Origin of the sequence: Rhodococcus sp. BUPNP1, assembly GCF_002215235.1 — a bacterium.
Classification (GTDB): domain Bacteria; phylum Actinomycetota; class Actinomycetes; order Mycobacteriales; family Mycobacteriaceae; genus Rhodococcus.
The window spans coordinates 104,069-119,028 of the sequence record NZ_NERM01000008.1 but is presented as its reverse complement, the minus strand read 5'-3'; the positions used below and the strand labels follow the sequence as shown (position 1 = coordinate 119,028).

At 68.9% G+C, this 14,960-nt stretch carries 17 protein-coding genes and 1 pseudogene; 7 read left to right on the top strand and 11 right to left on the bottom strand.

Annotated elements, in window-relative coordinates; translation table 11 throughout:
* Positions 1–34 precede the first annotated feature (34 nt).
* Positions 35–385 (top strand): annotated as a pseudogene (locus B9C99_RS26100) (FKBP-type peptidyl-prolyl cis-trans isomerase); the annotation flags it as partial.
* A gap of 6 nt (positions 386–391) precedes the next feature.
* On the top strand, positions 392–757 hold the full coding sequence (locus B9C99_RS26095) for an FKBP-type peptidyl-prolyl cis-trans isomerase (protein ID WP_039958015.1): 366 nt from the start codon (positions 392–394) through the stop codon (positions 755–757).
* 86 nt (positions 758–843) lie between these two features.
* Here B9C99_RS26095 and B9C99_RS10705 read toward each other — a convergent pair whose 3' ends face one another.
* The gene (locus B9C99_RS10705) at positions 844–1,524 is read right to left on the bottom strand and encodes a TetR/AcrR family transcriptional regulator (protein ID WP_088897803.1); all 681 of its coding nucleotides are present in this window, start codon (positions 1,522–1,524) and stop codon (positions 844–846) included.
* Positions 1,525–1,615: 91 nt separating this feature from the next.
* On the opposite strand from B9C99_RS10705, the gene B9C99_RS10700 reads away from it, so the two are divergent.
* Complete coding sequence (locus B9C99_RS10700; protein ID WP_016694485.1) at positions 1,616–3,415, top strand: acyl-CoA dehydrogenase; 1,800 nt, start codon at positions 1,616–1,618, stop codon at positions 3,413–3,415.
* Here the strand turns inward: B9C99_RS10700 and B9C99_RS10695 are convergent.
* Genes B9C99_RS10695 through B9C99_RS10680 form a run of 4 tightly spaced genes read right to left on the bottom strand, consistent with a single transcriptional unit; the run spans position 3,398 to position 5,759 of the window.
* Complete coding sequence (locus tag B9C99_RS10695; protein WP_172414915.1) at positions 3,398–3,910, bottom strand: hypothetical protein; 513 nt, start codon at positions 3,908–3,910, stop codon at positions 3,398–3,400. The genes B9C99_RS10700 and B9C99_RS10695 overlap by 18 nt on opposite strands.
* A gap of 44 nt (positions 3,911–3,954) precedes the next feature.
* On the bottom strand, positions 3,955–4,446 hold the full coding sequence (locus B9C99_RS10690; RefSeq protein ID WP_016694488.1) for a CinA family protein: 492 nt from the start codon (positions 4,444–4,446) through the stop codon (positions 3,955–3,957).
* Complete coding sequence (locus B9C99_RS10685) at positions 4,436–5,212, bottom strand: pyrimidine reductase family protein (RefSeq protein ID WP_037191438.1); 777 nt, start codon at positions 5,210–5,212, stop codon at positions 4,436–4,438. The genes B9C99_RS10690 and B9C99_RS10685 overlap by 11 nt, the downstream gene beginning before the upstream one ends.
* Before the next feature lie 37 nt (positions 5,213–5,249).
* A complete protein-coding gene (locus B9C99_RS10680; RefSeq protein ID WP_016694490.1) occupies positions 5,250–5,759 on the bottom strand; it encodes a flavin reductase family protein in 510 nt (169 codons plus the stop codon).
* Positions 5,760–5,857: 98 nt separating this feature from the next.
* Here B9C99_RS10680 and B9C99_RS10675 point away from each other — a divergent pair, with 98 nt between their 5' ends.
* From B9C99_RS10675 to B9C99_RS10665, 3 genes are read left to right on the top strand one after another with little or no spacing between them, the layout of a single operon-like run.
* Positions 5,858–6,979 carry a YihY/virulence factor BrkB family protein gene (locus tag B9C99_RS10675; protein WP_088897801.1) on the top strand — a complete coding sequence of 374 codons (1,122 nt, stop codon included), beginning with the start codon at positions 5,858–5,860 and terminating at the stop codon, positions 6,977–6,979.
* On the top strand, positions 6,976–7,404 hold the full coding sequence (locus B9C99_RS10670) for a phage holin family protein (RefSeq protein WP_016694492.1): 429 nt from the start codon (positions 6,976–6,978) through the stop codon (positions 7,402–7,404). The genes B9C99_RS10675 and B9C99_RS10670 overlap by 4 nt, the downstream gene beginning before the upstream one ends.
* Positions 7,401–7,643: a DUF3618 domain-containing protein gene (locus tag B9C99_RS10665; protein WP_059381782.1), complete on the top strand. Its 243-nt coding sequence runs from the start codon at positions 7,401–7,403 to the stop codon at positions 7,641–7,643. Before B9C99_RS10670 ends, B9C99_RS10665 begins: the two co-directional genes overlap by 4 nt.
* A 63-nt stretch (positions 7,644–7,706) precedes the next feature.
* Here B9C99_RS10665 and B9C99_RS10660 read toward each other — a convergent pair whose 3' ends face one another.
* The gene (locus tag B9C99_RS10660; RefSeq protein WP_088897800.1) at positions 7,707–9,599 is read right to left on the bottom strand and encodes a propionyl-CoA synthetase; all 1,893 of its coding nucleotides are present in this window, start codon (positions 9,597–9,599) and stop codon (positions 7,707–7,709) included.
* A gap of 130 nt (positions 9,600–9,729) precedes the next feature.
* Between B9C99_RS10660 and B9C99_RS10655 the strand changes: the two genes are divergently transcribed.
* The gene (locus tag B9C99_RS10655) at positions 9,730–10,404 is read left to right on the top strand and encodes a GPP34 family phosphoprotein (protein ID WP_088897799.1); all 675 of its coding nucleotides are present in this window, start codon (positions 9,730–9,732) and stop codon (positions 10,402–10,404) included.
* Positions 10,405–10,420: 16 nt separating this feature from the next.
* Here B9C99_RS10655 and B9C99_RS10650 read toward each other — a convergent pair whose 3' ends face one another.
* The 5 genes from B9C99_RS10650 to B9C99_RS10630 all read right to left on the bottom strand — a co-directional run bounded on the left by B9C99_RS10650 (position 10,421) and on the right by B9C99_RS10630 (position 14,932).
* Entirely contained in the window at positions 10,421–11,926 is a 1,506-nt protein-coding gene (locus tag B9C99_RS10650) for a carboxyl transferase domain-containing protein (RefSeq protein WP_088897798.1), read from the bottom strand.
* 118 nt (positions 11,927–12,044) lie between these two features.
* Complete coding sequence (locus tag B9C99_RS10645; protein ID WP_088897797.1) at positions 12,045–13,238, bottom strand: ABC transporter permease; 1,194 nt, start codon at positions 13,236–13,238, stop codon at positions 12,045–12,047.
* Entirely contained in the window at positions 13,235–14,125 is an 891-nt protein-coding gene (locus tag B9C99_RS10640; RefSeq protein ID WP_088897796.1) for an ABC transporter ATP-binding protein, read from the bottom strand. Before B9C99_RS10640 ends, B9C99_RS10645 begins: the two co-directional genes overlap by 4 nt.
* Complete coding sequence (locus B9C99_RS10635; RefSeq protein WP_088897795.1) at positions 14,122–14,658, bottom strand: hypothetical protein; 537 nt, start codon at positions 14,656–14,658, stop codon at positions 14,122–14,124. The genes B9C99_RS10640 and B9C99_RS10635 overlap by 4 nt, the downstream gene beginning before the upstream one ends.
* A 1-nt stretch (position 14,659) precedes the next feature.
* Positions 14,660–14,932 carry a helix-turn-helix transcriptional regulator gene (locus B9C99_RS10630; protein ID WP_016934131.1) on the bottom strand — a complete coding sequence of 91 codons (273 nt, stop codon included), beginning with the start codon at positions 14,930–14,932 and terminating at the stop codon, positions 14,660–14,662.
* Positions 14,933–14,960: the final 28 nt, after the last annotated feature.

Here is a 14,960-nt window from a genome sequence, read left to right as displayed (position 1 = left end):
GAAAGATCGACCGAATCCCGACGAGGAGACACGCATGACAAAGCCCGAAATCGAGTTCCAGGAGGGCCCCGCCCCCACCCAGTTGGTCATCAAGGACCTGGTGGTCGGCGAAGGTGCCGAAGCGGAGCCCGGATCGAAGGTCGAAGTCCACTACGTCGGGGTCGAGTTCGATACCGGTGAAGAGTTCGACTCGTCGTGGAGCCGTGGTGAGTCCATCACCTTCCCGCTGTCCGGTCTGATCGCCGGTTGGCAGGAGGGCATCCCGGGGATGAAGGTCGGCGGCCGTCGCCAGCTGACCATCCCGCCGGAGCTCGCCTACGGTCCCGCCGGATCGGGCCACCGCCTGTCGGGCAAGACGCTGGTGTTCATCATCGACCTGCTCGCCGTGCAGGTGCCGCCGGAGGTTCCGACGGTCGAGCCTGCAACCGGCCCGGCTCCCGCCGATCTCGTCATCGAGGACATCACCATCGGTGACGGCGACGAAGCGCAGCCCGGCGGCGTGGTCGACGTGCACTACCACGGGGTCGAGTACGACACCAACGACGTGTTCGACTCGTCGTTCGCTCGTGGCGACTCCGTCCGCTTCCCGCTCGGACGCCTGATCCCGGGCTGGCAGGAAGGCATTCCGGGCATGCGCGTCGGTGGACGTCGCAAGCTCACGGTGCCCCCGCAGCTCGCGTACGGACCGGCCGGTTCCGGACACCCGCTCGGAGGCAAGACGCTCGTCTTCGTGATCGATCTGCTCGGCGTCGGATAACCCGACCCGCAACGACATTCGAGGCCCGCAACACCGGTGAGACCGCCGGGGTTGCGGGCCTCGTCGTCGTTCGGTGCCCGGCCGGCTCAGTTGCGGGACGCCCCGAGCATCGACAACGCGAGGTCGACGTAGTTGCGGGCCAGATCGTCGACGCCCACACGGCCGGGCCGGTACCAGCGGGCGACGTCGATCCCCAGCGACAGGATCGCCAGGGCTGCGGTGGGTACGTCGCCGACCCGGAACGCGCCGCCGTCGACGCCCGAGGAGATGACCTCCCGGACCACGGCGTCGGTGCGTCTGCGGATCTCCGCGATCTCGCGGTAGTGCTCCTCCGAGAGCGCATGCAGTTCGTACTGCGCCACCCGGCAGGTGGTGTGGTGCACGGCGTGGATCCGCACGAAGCGATCGACGATGGCGCGGATCCGCTCGATCGGGTCGGTGGAACTCGAAGCGGCGCTCTCGACCTCCTCGAGGACGTGGAGGTGCCCGTTGCGGCCGGCCTCGAAGAGCACGGCCTCCTTGGACGGGAAGTGCACGTAGAGCGCCGCGGGACTCAATCCTGCGCCGACGGAGATGTCGCGGGTGGTGGTCGCGTGGTAGCCGCGGCGTGCGAAGGACTCCACCGCGGAGGCGACCAGCCGACGTGCGACCTCGGATCCACCGCCTGGGAGCGCTGCGGCGAGAGAGGCGTCGGGGGTCTGCTCGGGTGTGTCGGTCACGGGGTCCGTCCTGCGGGTCGCGGAGAAGGCGTCGTTGACATCATGCACCGTCGTTGGTCTACTGAGTGAGCGCTTAGTTCGTTCCTGCTGAGTTCGTTCCTGCTGCGGCCGATATCCGAGTCGCCCGAAAGGATCCTCGATGCCCTCTCCCGTACTGTCCCGCCGCGACCTGGACTTCCTCCTGTACGACTGGCTCGACATCGAGTCCCTCACCGCGCGGAGCCGGTTCGCCGAGCACTCCCGGGAGACCTTCGACGCCGTGCTCGACCTGAGCGCCGACATCGCCACCAAGCACTTCGCGACCCACAACAAGAAGGGCGACGCCCAGGAACCCCGCATCGGCGAGGACGGTCGCGTCGAGATCATCCCCGAGGTCAAGGACGCGCTCGACCTGTTCTGCAAGGCGGGACTCCTTGCCGGCGGGTTCGACGAGGAGCACGGCGGCATGCAACTGCCGGTCACCGTGCAGCGCGCATCGATGGCGTGGTTCCAGGCCGCGAACGCCGGCACCTCGGCCTATCCCTTCCTCACCGCCGCCAACGCGAGCCTGCTGGTCACCCACGGCAGCGACGAGCAGATCGAGACGTTCGTGCCGCCGATGCTCGAGGGCCGCTTCTTCGGCACCATGTGCCTGTCCGAACCGCAGGCCGGTTCGTCGCTCGCCGACATCACTACGAGGGCCGTGCCCGCCGCGGACGGCACCTACCGGCTGACCGGCACCAAGATGTGGATCTCCGGCGGTGACCACGAACTCACCGAGAACATCGTCCACCTCGTCCTCGCCAAGATCCCCGGCGGGCCGGACGGGGTGAAGGGCATCTCGCTGTTCATCGTCCCGAAGTTCCTCGTCGAGGCCGACGGCACGCTCGGCGAACGCAACGACGTCGCCCTCGTCGGCCTCAACCACAAGATGGGCAACCGCGGCACCACCAACACTCTGCTCAACTTCGGCGAGGGCGTCCACACCCCCGGCGGGGAGGCCGGGGCGGTCGGCTACCTGCTCGGTGAGCCGCACAAGGGCCTGTCGTACATGTTCCACATGATGAACGAGGCCCGGATCGGCGTCGGCTTCCTCGCCACCTCCCTCGGCTACGCCGGGTACCTGCAGTCGCTCGACTACGCCCGTACCCGCGCGCAGGGCCGGCCGCTCGGCGCGAAGGATCCGGCCTCGCCGCAGGTGCCGCTCGTCGAACACGCCGATGTGCGCCGAATGCTGTTGGCGCAGAAGTCCTATGTCGAAGGCGCGCTCGCGCTGGGGTTGTACTGCTCGAAGCTCGTCGACGTGCAGCGCACCGCCGAGAGCGACGACGAGCGTACCCGCGCCGGTCTGCTGCTGGACCTGCTCACCCCCATCGCGAAGTCCTGGCCGTCGCAGTGGTGCCTCGAGGCCAACAGCCTCGCCATCCAGGTGCTCGGCGGCTACGGCTACACCCGCGAGTTCGACGTCGAGCAGTTCTACCGCGACAACCGCCTCAACCCCATCCACGAAGGCACGCACGGTATCCAGGGCCTCGACCTGCTCGGCCGCAAGGTGATCATGCAGGGCGGTGCCGCTCTCGCGCTGCTCGGCGAAGCGGTGGGCGAGACGATCGCGCGGGCGACTCAGGCCGGGGGTGACGCCGCCGCCTACGCCCAGCAGCTGGGTGCGGCCGTCGCTCGCGTCGCGGAGACCACCGCGACACTGTGGTCCACCGGCGATCCCGCTGTGGCCCTCGCCAACTCGTCGGTCTACCTCGAAGCCGTCGGGCATGTCGTGGTGGCGTGGATGTGGCTCGAACAGCTCCTCGCCGTGGGCGACCGCGAGGGCGACTTCTTCGACGGGAAGCGCGCCGCCGCACGCTATTTCTTCCGTTTCGAACTGCCCAGGACCGGACCGCAGTTCGATCTGCTCGCAAGCCTCGACCGCACGACCCTCGACGTGTCACCGTCGGTTCTGTAGCGACACATTCCAGGCGACCGTCAACGACCCGCCGACCGGTAGCGCATGCCACCGGTCGGCGTGGTCGTCGAAGGTGTCGACGATCCGGTCGACCACCGGGGTGACATCGTGTGCGGACACATATGCCGGAAGGCTCTGCGCCAGACCGCGTCGCACCTCCCAGACGGGAACGGCGATGCGCGCCAATTCCTCCGACCTGATCATGTCGGCCTCCGCGCGCAACGGCATCGCATGCTTCTTCGCCTTGCGGCGTCGGCCCGCGCGGGTGCGTTCCGCGTTGTCGGCGGGCCAGAACAGGCCGTTGTCGCCCGCGGCCAGCTGCCCGAAGACGCCGAGTTCGATCCCCGCCTCCTTCTCGACCAGCAGATGTACGAGGTCGTGGGGGAGATAGGGGTGACCGCCCGGGCCGTTGCGCGGAGCGAGCTCCGGACCGGTGTCGCGGTGCACCGCGATCTCGTACCCGATGCCGGGACCCTTCGTGAAGACGACGCGCATGCTCGTCACCTTAGGCCCCGCGGGCAGAGGATCGCATCCGATTTTCAGGCGGACGCGCGCTCGACGAGCAACGACAGGGCATGACGCACCGTCTTCGCGAGCACATCCTGGGGGTCACCGTCGAAGCGCTGCTCCTCGCTGCGGGTGCCGTCCGGACCGGTCGTCGCGAAGCAGACCGTGCCCGGCGGGCGGCCGTCCTGCGGGTCCGGTCCACCGGCGCCGCTCACGGCGACGACGATGTCCGCGCCCAAGAGGCGGGAGGTGCTCTCCGCCATCGTGCGGGCCGCGCTCTCGGACACGACGGGGCCCTCCGGAACCTCGAGCAGGCCGTACTTGACCTCGCGCGAGTACGCGACGATGCCGCCGCGGAACCAGTCGGAGCTGCCCTTCGCGGCACCCAGGCGGGCTGCGAGCGTGCCCGCGGTGAGCGACTCCGCGCAGCCGAGCGTCAGCTCCTTGTCGGAGGCGAGCTGAGCCAGCTGCTCGATCAACTCGTCGGAGGTGTCCGTCCCCTCCACCACGTCGTCATCGGCCATGCGTGTCTCCTTCCAGAGCATCGGGTCGCACCCAGCGGGTGAGCAGGGTGCCGTCGTCGTCACACACGAGGTGCGCACGTCGCAGGGGTGTCAGAGCGGCCGTCGGCGAGTGCGCGATACGCGCGGCGTTGCCGGCGGCCAGGACCGGAGCCCAGGTCAGGCACAGTTCGTCGACGACGCCGTCCTCGATCATGCGGCCGAACAGATTCGGTCCGCCCTCGCACAGCACCCGGAGCCATCCGGCCTCGCCGATCGCCGCGAGCAGAGAGGGCCCGTCGATCACCGCGTCGGCGATGACGCGGACGTCGCCTCCGGCGGCCTCGACCGCGCGCCGGGCGGTCTCGGGGGCCCGTGCGGTCGTGAAGACCACGGGCGGGATCGTCGTGTCCGTGAACAGCCGCAGGTCGGGCGGCAGGTCGCACGAGGCCGTCACCACCGCGATCGGCGGTATCGGAGCGAGTCCGGCCTCCTCGCGGCGCGCACGCAGGGCCTCGCCGGTCCGGGCGCCGCCGTAGTTCTCGGCCCGCACGGTGCCCGCGCCCACGAGGATCACGTCGGCGAGTTCGCGCAGCAGCCCGAAGACCTTCTTGTCGGCGGGCGAGCCGAGGGCGCCGGATCGTCCCTCGACCGCCACGGCTCCGTCGAGGGAGGACACGAAGTTGATCCGCATCCACGGCCGGGACAGGCCGTCGGGGTAGGCGTAGAGAGCGCGCAGCGCCGTGTCGTCCACGTGCTGCGCCGCATCGGTGCCGTCGAGTCGTCGCATGTCGCCGATCAGACCACTCCCGCCCGCCGGATGCACGTCACGCGCCGTGCCCGGCGTCGAGATCGCCCACGGACTTGAAGGTCATGAGGCGGTCCAGGTCGCCGCGGAGCTCACCGCGTTCGGGTTCGAGGAGGAAACCGCCGTGGTCACCGGTCGTGAACGTCTCGAGGATCCGGCCGACGAACCACGCGCGCGGACCGTCCAGCACGGGCAGGCCGTGGGGTCCCTCGCGCCACGCGCAGCGGTCGAACTTGTCGATGTCGTCGCCGGTGTGCTCACCGAACAGCGCTGCCAGTTCGCGGTCGTCCGGGGTCAGGACGTGCACGGCGAGGTGTTTCGCCTTCGATGCCACCCGGTAGGTCCGGTTCTTGTTCGACAACGCCACCAGGAAGCGGGCCGGATCGATCGCGGACTGGGTCGCGAAGCCGATCAGGCAACCGCTGCGTTCCTCACCGTCGAATGCGGTGACGATGAACATCGGGTAGTCGAGCTGCGAGGCGATGTCCGCGAAACCGTCGGCGGAACCTTCGAGTGGGGTGTCGGCCATGAGCCGAATCGTACGGCCGTGCCCCCGCCCCGGCGGGAGTTCGGTACACGTGCGCCTGTGAGTTTGGTCTACGAGTGAGGTGGGGTACCCGCCGCAGTATGGACGCCGAGCACAGAGGTGACGGATCGTCGGGTGCCACCCTCGCCCCCGACGACCCGCGCAAACCCGACTCACCGACCGATCTGTCCAAGCCGTCGTGGAAGTACGTGCTGCGCAGGACGATTCGAGAGTTCAGCCGGGATCAGTGCACCGATCTCGCCGCGGCGCTGACGTACTACGCCGTCCTGTCGCTGTTCCCCGCGCTGCTCGTCGTGGTCTCGTTGCTCGGCGTGTTCGGCCAGGGACAGACGACGGTCGACACCGTGCTCGGCATAGTCGAGGACCTCGGCCCGTCCTCCGCCGTCGACACTCTCCGGGGCCCGATCGAACAGCTCGTGTCCGCACCGACGGCCGGATTCGCCCTGGTCGTCGGTATTCTCGGCGCGCTGTGGTCGGCCTCGGGATATGTCGGCGCCTTCGGCCGCGCCATGAACCGGATCTACGAGATCGAAGAGGGCCGGCCCGTCTGGAAACTGCGCCCGCTGATGCTGCTGATCACCGCTGTGGCCCTGGTGGCCGCCGGTGCGACCGCCCTGATGCTCGTGATCAGCGGTCCGGTCGCACGCACGATCGGCGACGTCATCGGCCTCGGCGACACCGCCGTGACGGTGTGGAACATCGTCAAGTGGCCCGTGATGCTCGCACTGGTGGTCATGATCGTCGCGGTGCTGTACTACGCGACGCCCAACGTGTCCCAGCCGAAGTTCCGTTGGGTCAGCCTGGGATCGCTCATCGCGATCCTCGTGTGGATCGTGGCCTCGGTGGGATTCGCCTTCTACGTCTCGAATTTCGGCAGCTACAACAAGACCTACGGCTCCCTCGCGGGCGCGGTGATCTTCCTGCTGTGGTTGTGGATCACCAACCTGGCCCTGTTGTTCGGTGCCGAGTTCGACGCCGAGATGGAACGCGGCCGGCAGCTGCAGGCCGGTATGCCTGCCGAGAAGACACTGCAACTGCCCGAACGTGATTCGCGCGTCAGCGAGAAGAACGCAGCCAAGCTGGAGGAGCTCGTCGAGCACGGGCGGAAGCTGCGTGAAGCCCACAGCACAGACGGCTCCTCAGGGGAGGCGACCGACTCCGTGGGCCCTCCCGGACCCACGACGGAAAGGAATCCGAGATGACGACGACCCCCGCCGGTAACTCGCGTCCCGTGGCCGAACAACCGAAGAACCTGTCCACGGTCGAGCTCACCGAGCGACTCACCGAACAGGTCTCGACCCTGGTGCGGACCGAGGTCTCGCACGCGCTCGAGGAGGTCAAGTCCAAGGGCACCCGCATCGGTGTGGGCGTGGGGATCTCGGGTGCGGGAGCGATCCTGCTCTTCCTCGGTCTGGCGACACTGATCGCGACGGCCGTACTCGGCCTCGCCACGGCCGTCGAACCGTGGCTCGCGGCCCTCATCGTCGCGCTCGTGGTGCTCGCCATCGGGGGCATCCTCGCCGCGGTCGGGGCCTCGAAGGCGAAGAACGCCGCACCGCCCGTGCCGGAACGCACGGCCGCCAGTGTCCGCGCCGACATCGACGCCGCGAAGGGAGCAACGAAGTGACCGCATCCGACAACGGTGGTCGTCCGGACGAGGTGACCGACATCGAACGTCAACGGGCCGAACTCGCCGCGACCGTCGGTGAACTCACCGACCGGCTCGACGTCCCTACCCGGGTCAAGCAGTCCGCGGCCGAACGTGCCGAGGAGATCCGCAACCGGCCCGATCTGATCGCAGTGGCCGGCGGGGTCGTCGCAGCCGTGCTCGTGCTGGTGCTCGTGAGGCGCAGACGGAGGAAGTGACACGAAAACGGATCGGGCGGACGGAGACGAGGTCTCCGTCCGCCCGATCCGTGCGGGGTTCGATCAGCCGCCGAGCTGTTCCTTCAGCGCGTCGAGCACGGCCGGGTCCTCGATCGTCGACGGCACGGTGTACTCCTCGTGGTCGGCGATCTGCCGCATGGTCTTGCGGAGGATCTTGCCGGAGCGCGTCTTCGGCAGGGCCTGGACCACGGTCACGTCGCGGAAGGTCGCGACCGCACCGATCTGGTCGCGGACCATCGTGACGAGTTCCTGACGCAGGGTCTCGGGCTCGATCTCCACACCGGCCTTGAGCACCACGTAACCCGAGGGGCGCTGGCCCTTCAGTTCGTCGCGGATGCCCACCACGGCGCATTCGGCGACGGCGGGATGCGAAGCCACCACGGCCTCCATGCTGCCGGTCGAGAGCCGGTGCCCGGCAACGTTGATCACGTCGTCCGACCGGCCGAGGACGAAGACGTAGCCGTCCTCGTCGACGTAGCCCGAATCGCCGGTGAGGTAGTAACCGGGGAAGGTGTCGAGGTACGACCGGCGGTACCGGTCGTCGTCCTGCCACAGGCCGGCCAGCGTGCCCGGCGGCAACGGCAGGCGGATGACGATGTTGCCCTCGGTGTTCGGATCGACGGGCTTGCCCTCTCCGTCGACGATCTCGACCCGGTAGCCCGGCACGGGAACGGTGGGGGAGCCGGCCTTGAGCGGCATCGCCTCGAGCCCGCGCAGATTCGCCGCGATCGCCCAGCCCGTCTCGGTCTGCCACCAGTGGTCGACCACCGGGCGGTCGAGCACCTTCGTCGCCCAGTGGTAGGTGTCGGGGTCGAGGCGCTCACCGGCAGCGAAGAGCGTCTGCAGCGAGTCGATGGGGTACTTCTTCAGTTCCTCGGCGTTCGGATCCGCCTTGCGCACAGCGCGAATCGCCGTGGGAGCGGTGAACAGGGCCTTGACGCCGTTCTCGGCGATGATCCGCCAGAACGCACCCGCATCGGGGGTGCCGACGGGCTTGCCCTCGTACATCACCGTCGTCGCCCCGACCAGCAGCGGGCCGTAGACGATGTAGGAGTGGCCGACCACCCAGCCCACATCGGAGGCGGTCCACCACACGTCGCCCGGATCGATGTCGTAGATGTTGTGCATCGACCAGGTCAGGGCCACAGCGTGCCCACCGTTGTCGCGGACCACGCCCTTGGGCTTCCCCGTGGTGCCGGAGGTGTAGAGGATGTAGAGCGGGTCGGTCGCCGCGACCGTCACGGGCTCGGCGGGGGACGCGTCGGCGCACAGTTCGTCCCAGTCGAACCACGCCGCCGAGGACGTCTGGTAGTCGGCCGCCGAGCCGGGGATCTGCTCGCGGTTCTTCACGATCACGGTGTGCGGCGGGGTCGGCGACAGACCGATCGCCTGCTCGACGATCGGCAGGTACTCGACGGTGCGGCCGGGTTCGAGACCACCGGAAGCAGTGACCAGTACGACCGGCGTGGCGTCGTCGATGCGGGTCGCGAGTTCCTTCGCGGCGAACCCGCCGAACACCACCGAGTGCACCGCCCCGATGCGGGCGCAGGCGAGCATCGCGATCGCAGCCTCGGGGATCATCGGCATGTAGACGATCACGCGGTCGCCGGCCGCGACACCCTGGTCGCGCAGCACACCGGCGAACTTCGCGACCTCGTCGAGCAGTTCGGCGTAGGTGTAGGTGCGCTTGGCCGGGACCATCGCCGAATCCCAGATCAGGGCCGGGCGGTCGCCGCTCCCGGCGTCCACGTGCCGGTCGAGTGCGTTGACGCTGGTGTTCAGGGTGCCGTCCGGGAACCACTTGTACGACGGTGCCGCCGAGTCGTCGAGGGCTCGCGTCGGCGCGCTCTCCCACTCGACCGCGCGGGCGGCCTCGAGCCAGAATCCCTCCGGATCCTCGGTGCTCCGGCGGAACGCCTCCTCGTACGAGCCCATCGTTCGTGTCCTTCCTCGACGGCGGTTGTGGCCCGAACCACTCTATGTGACCTGCAAGGGGGTGGCTGCAGGTCTGCGTCGGACGGACACAACCACGCGACGAACGGACGAAGTGCCTACCCTGAGCCGCATGACCTCGATCGCGGAAGACCTGCTGCTCCTGCTGCTCGACGACGAATCGGGAAAGCCTGTCGTCGACGGAGTGAAACTGCCACGCGTTCTCGCGGGTGCGGTGCTCCTCGAGCTCGCCCTCGACGACGTGGTGGCGGTCGACACCGAGGGGGAGCAGGTGAAGAAGGGGCGGATCGCGATACGCACCGAGGCACGACCCGCCGATCCGATCCTCGCCGAGGCGGTCGAGCGTCTCGGCTCGGGCAGGCCGCTGAAGCCGACGGCGGCCATCGAGAAACTGCAGAAGGGACTGCAGGAGAAGGTTCTCGCGAGGGTCGTCGAGCAGGGCTGGGTCTCGGAGGAGCGCGGCAAGATCCTCGGCGTGTTCCCGACGAAGAAGTGGCCCGCGATCGATTCCACCCACGAGCAGCGCGTCCGCGACCTGATCCGCGCGGCGTTGATCGACGGCCTGACCCCGGAGCCACGCACCGCGGCGCTGATCGCGCTGCTGTCGGCGGCGGATGCGGCTCCGAAGGTGTTCCCGGACGCCGACAAGCGGGCAGTGAAGAAGCGGGCGAAGGAGATCGCGCAGGGCGAGTGGGCCGCCAAGGCGGTGCGTGACGCCGTCGCGTCCGTCAACGCGGCCATGATGGCCGCCGTCGCCGCCGGCGGAGCGGTGGCGGGTTCGAGCTGATCCGGATCGCGCCGCGTCAGGACGGGACGCCGAGCTTCCGGTACCGCTCGATCCGTCGCCGATAGCGGTCCTCCGCGGGTTCCTCGGTGAGGATCGCGAGTTCGCGGGCCACCGCGGCACCGATCCGCTTGACGAACGAGACCGGTTCCTCGGTGGCGTCCGGATGCTCCGGGACGACCGCGTCGACCACACCGTTGCGCAGCAGGTCGCGGGAGCGGATCCCCTGATCCTGCGCCATGGCGGGTGCGTGGGTGGTGTCGCGGTGCACGATCGCGCTGGCACCTTCGGGCGGGAGCGGGGCGAGCCAGCCGTGCTGCGCGCACAGCACCCGGTCGGCGGGCAGCAGGGCGAGCGCGCCGCCTCCGGTTCCCTGACCGAGCAGCACCGACACCGTCGGGGTGGGCAGAGTGACGAGATCGGCGAGGCAGCGGGCGATCTCGGGTGCGAGCCCCCGTTCCTCGGCCTCCTTCGACAGCGACGCGCCGAGGGTGTCGATGACGAGCACGAGCGGCAGGCGCAGTTCGTCGGCGAGACGCATCGCGCGGCGGGCCTCGCGCAGTGCTCCCGGTCCCATCGTGCGTTCGGGTGACTGTCCCGCGCGGTCCTGGCCGAACATCACGCACGACACGCCGCGGAACCGGGCGAGGGAGAGCAGGACGGTGCGATCGGATTCGCCCTCACCGGTCCCGGACAAGGGGACCTGCGCGGAGGCGGCGTGACGCAGCAACTGCCGGATACCGGGCCGTTCGGGCCGTCGGCTGAGCATCACCGACTGCCAGGCCGGGATGTCGGGCACGTCGTCGACGGTGGTGATCGCCGGACTCGACGTCACCTCGGGCCGGTTGCCCTCGACGAGTACGCGCAGCAACCGGTGCACGACCTGCCGCACACCGCCGATGGGCACGACCCCGTCGATCACGCCTTTGCGGTACAGGTTCTCCGCGGTCTGGACGTCCTCGGGGAAGTTCTCCTGGTAGAGCGCCTTGTAGACGCGCGGGCCGAGGAACCCGACGAGCGCGCCGGGTTCGGCGGCGGTGACGTGCCCGAGCGACCCCCACGACGCGAACACCCCACCGGTCGTCGGGTTGCGCAGGTACACGAGATAGCCGAGGTGGGCGGCCTTGTGTGCGGCGACGGCGGCGGCGATCTTCACCATCTGCACGAAGGCGAGGGTGCCCTCCTGCATGCGGGTGCCACCCGAGGTGGGCGACGCGAGCAGAGGTAGTCCCTCGGCGGTCGCACGCTCGACGGCGGCGACGATGCGCTCGGCGGCGGCGACACCGATCGAGCCTGCGAGGAAGGAGAATTCGCACACGATCAGAGCGACCCGGCGGCCGTGGACGGTGCCCGAACCGGTGAGCACGGATTCGTCGACCCCGGACTTCTCGGCGGCCCGCTCCAGATCGGCGAGGTACTTCTCGCCCGCCCCGACATCGATCGGCGGAACGTCCCAGGAGACGAAGCTTCCCGGGTCGAGCACCTTGTCGATGAACTCCTGCGCCGAGATCCTGCCACCGGCCACGTCGCCTCCACCTGTCCTCGTCCGTCGAGGTCAACCTATAACGGCGCGAACGAGGGGGAGGACATGTGCGTGTTCTTGCGACACACCGCACATATCCTCCCCCTCGTTGCGGGATCGGCTATCGGCCGAGCGCTTCCTTCCACGTGACCGTCCGGCCGATGCGCAGGATCGACCGCTGGTAGATGCGCGCGGCGATCACGCTGAGCACCGCGATGGCAGCGACCATCAGCGCGATGGTGCCGACGATCTGCACCGGCGTGGCCACCCCTGCCGCGATGCGCAGCGGCATGAGGATCGCCGAGAACGGCGGGATCCAGCTCAGCGTGGTGCTCCATCCCGCCTCGGGATCGTCGACCGACGAGAACGCCGCGAAGAACATCGCGAGGATCAGCATCACCAGCGGCCCCGAGGTGGAGTTGACGTCCTCCTGCCGCGACACCATCGACCCCGCCGCCGCGTAGAGGACGGCGAAGAACGCGAAGCCGAGCACGAACCAGCCGAGGGTGCCGGCGAGCACGCCGAGGGCGGTACCGGTGATCGTGAGGGTGTCGGTGGCGAGCGCCGTGCCGACACCGACCACACCGTAGGCGGTGAGTTGCAGGAGCCCGACCGCGCCGATGCCGACGATCTTGCCCCACAGCAACTGCAGCGGACGCAGCGTGGACAGCAGCAGTTCGACGACCCGCGAGGACTTCTCCTCGACGACACCCATCGCGACGTACATGCCGAACATCAGGATCTGCATGTACAGCAGGACCACGGCGATGATCGAGAGGATGATGCGTTGTCCCTGTTCGGGATCCGGCGGGTCGAGGGCCTCGACGGTCACGGTCGCCGCGGACACGTCGGCCGCGACCGCGGCGGGATCGACGCCACGGTCGGTCAGCGCGGCGACCTGGGCCTGCTGCACGACAGCGGCCTCGACGACCGCGCGGACGTCGGTGTCGAGTTCCGATTCGGTGATCGCCGTGACGGACGCTCCGTCGCCGGGGACGAGCGCGACGTCGAGATCACCGGAGGACACCTGCTCGCGGGCGGTGGCGGCGTCGGGAACGCCGGAGACCTCGAGCGGAGTGCCGACGGTCTCGCCGAGCGATTCGATCGTCGTCTGCAGCGCGGGTGCGCCTACGACGCCGACGGTGGGCCGGTCGTCGTCGCCGCCGGACAGGACCGAGGTGGCGACGATGCCGACGACGATCGCGACGAGGATGATCGCGTTGCTGATCAGGAAGCTCTTCTTCCGGACCTGCGTGACGAACTCGCGAGATGCGACGAGACCGACCGCGCGGGCGTTGCTCAACGGGGCGCTCATGCGGAAACCACCTCTCGGAACAGCTCGGTCAGGGACGGACGTCGGAGCGAGAACTCGTGGACCGGGCCGGTGGCCAGGGCCGCCTTGAGGATCAGCTGGTCGTCGGCGCCGGGGGTGACGGTGAGTACGGTGCGCTCGTCCTCGTACTCGGCGTGCGTGACGCCCGGCAGACCGTGCGCCCAGCCTCGGGGTGCCTGCGGCGCGTGGACGACGAGGAGCGCGTCGCCCTTGGATCGCAGGTCGTCGACGGTGCCGACGGCGCGCATCCGACCCGCGCCGATGATGCCCACGCGGTCGCACAGGCGCTGGACCAGGTCGAGCTGGTGGCTCGAGAAGACCACCGGCACACCCTCTTTCGCTTTCTCGAGCAGGACGTCGCTCATGACGTCGACGGCCACCGGGTCGAGGCCGGAGAACGGCTCGTCGAGGACGAGGACCTTCGGGTCGTGCACGAGAGCCGCGGCGAGCTGTACGCGCTGCTGGTTGCCGAGCGACAGGGCGTCGACGGTGTCGCCGAGACGTTCGGCGATGCCGAGCCGCTCGGTCCACCGCTGCACCGCCTCCGACGCCTCCGACTTCGAAAGGCCGTGCAGCCGAGCGAGATAGGACAACTGCTTGCCGACCTTCATCTTCGGATACAGGCCGCGTTCCTCGGGCATGTACCCGATGTTGCGGCGCATCTCGAGGTCGACCGGCTTCCCGTCGATGCGGACCTCGCCGGAGTCGGCGGCCAGGACGCCGAGGGTGATCCGCATAGTGGTGGTCTTGCCGGCGCCGTTGCTGCCGACGAAACCGAACAACTCACCGGGGCGGACCTCGAAGCTCACGCCGTCGAGGGCGATCTTGTCGCCGTAGCGCTTCGAGAGATTGTCGATCGTCAGTGTCATAGCAGGTCCTCCGGATCGTCGTCGGGGCGGGTCCAGGCGAGCAGAACGGCGGGCAGGCAACCGCTGAACAGGATCGAGGCGAGTGCGAACCCACCCATCGAGTACGCGAGGGCCTGGTGGTCGAGGGAGTCGATCGAGGCGCCGAAGAGCAGGACGAAGATGGGGACCAGCAGAAGCGCCTGTGCCACCGACAATCCGATCGAACGAGCGCTGTTGCGTTCGGTGATCTCGCGTTCGTCGAGGGCGTGGCGGGGCGCGTCGGACTGTCTCCCCGACACGATCTGCAGGCAGGTCCACGCGGGAAGGAACGCGAGAACGACCGGCAGCCACACCAGGGAGACCATGATCGTGAAGTACGACGCGACGGCGGTGACGAACATAGCGCCGATGAGTGCGACCACTGTGCCGGCGAGGATGCGACGGCGATGTTGCGTGCGCCAGTTCGGCAGCCACCCGGAGGTGAGCTTCTCGTTCTCGAGGAACCGGCGGGTGCGGTAGTGCTCGTAACGGTCGATCAGTGAGGCGGTGGACACGTCAGGCCTCCTTTCGAGGCTTGTACAGCTCGGTCGACAACGGCGTGAACTCGGTACGGGAGAAGACGGCTTCGACCGGCAGTCCGAAGACATCGCAGATACGGAAGGCCAGATCGAGGCTCGGGTAGTGGTCGCCGCGTTCGAGCGCGCCGACGGTCTGCGGGTTCACATCGATGAGCGCGGCCAGTTGCGCGCGGCTCATGCCACGCTCCGCGCGCAGGACGCGGATGCGGTTGTAGATGGGGAGAGTTTCCCCACGGCGTACCGGACTCATGGAACAAAGTGTTGTGAAAACCCAACAC

What these genes read in the sequence shown, in the direction of transcription:
- B9C99_RS10700 (WP_016694485.1), top strand. Translation starts at nt 1,616, where the DNA reads ATGCCCTCTCCCGTACTGTCCCGCCGCGACCTGGACTTCCTCCTGTAC.
- B9C99_RS10695 (WP_172414915.1), bottom strand. Translation starts at nt 3,910, where the DNA reads ATGCGCGTCGTCTTCACGAAGGGTCCCGGCATCGGGTACGAGATCGCG.
- B9C99_RS10690 (WP_016694488.1), bottom strand. Translation starts at nt 4,446, where the DNA reads ATGGCCGATGACGACGTGGTGGAGGGGACGGACACCTCCGACGAGTTG.
- B9C99_RS10685 (WP_037191438.1), bottom strand. Translation starts at nt 5,212, where the DNA reads ATGCGACGACTCGACGGCACCGATGCGGCGCAGCACGTGGACGACACG.
- B9C99_RS10680 (WP_016694490.1), bottom strand. Translation starts at nt 5,759, where the DNA reads ATGGCCGACACCCCACTCGAAGGTTCCGCCGACGGTTTCGCGGACATC.
- B9C99_RS10675 (WP_088897801.1), top strand. Translation starts at nt 5,858, where the DNA reads ATGGACGCCGAGCACAGAGGTGACGGATCGTCGGGTGCCACCCTCGCC.
- B9C99_RS10670 (WP_016694492.1), top strand. Translation starts at nt 6,976, where the DNA reads ATGACGACGACCCCCGCCGGTAACTCGCGTCCCGTGGCCGAACAACCG.
- B9C99_RS10660 (WP_088897800.1), bottom strand. Translation starts at nt 9,599, where the DNA reads ATGGGCTCGTACGAGGAGGCGTTCCGCCGGAGCACCGAGGATCCGGAG.
- B9C99_RS10655 (WP_088897799.1), top strand. Translation starts at nt 9,730, where the DNA reads ATGACCTCGATCGCGGAAGACCTGCTGCTCCTGCTGCTCGACGACGAA.
- B9C99_RS10645 (WP_088897797.1), bottom strand. Translation starts at nt 13,238, where the DNA reads ATGAGCGCCCCGTTGAGCAACGCCCGCGCGGTCGGTCTCGTCGCATCT.
- B9C99_RS10640 (WP_088897796.1), bottom strand. Translation starts at nt 14,125, where the DNA reads ATGACACTGACGATCGACAATCTCTCGAAGCGCTACGGCGACAAGATC.
- B9C99_RS10630 (WP_016934131.1), bottom strand. Translation starts at nt 14,932, where the DNA reads ATGAGTCCGGTACGCCGTGGGGAAACTCTCCCCATCTACAACCGCATC.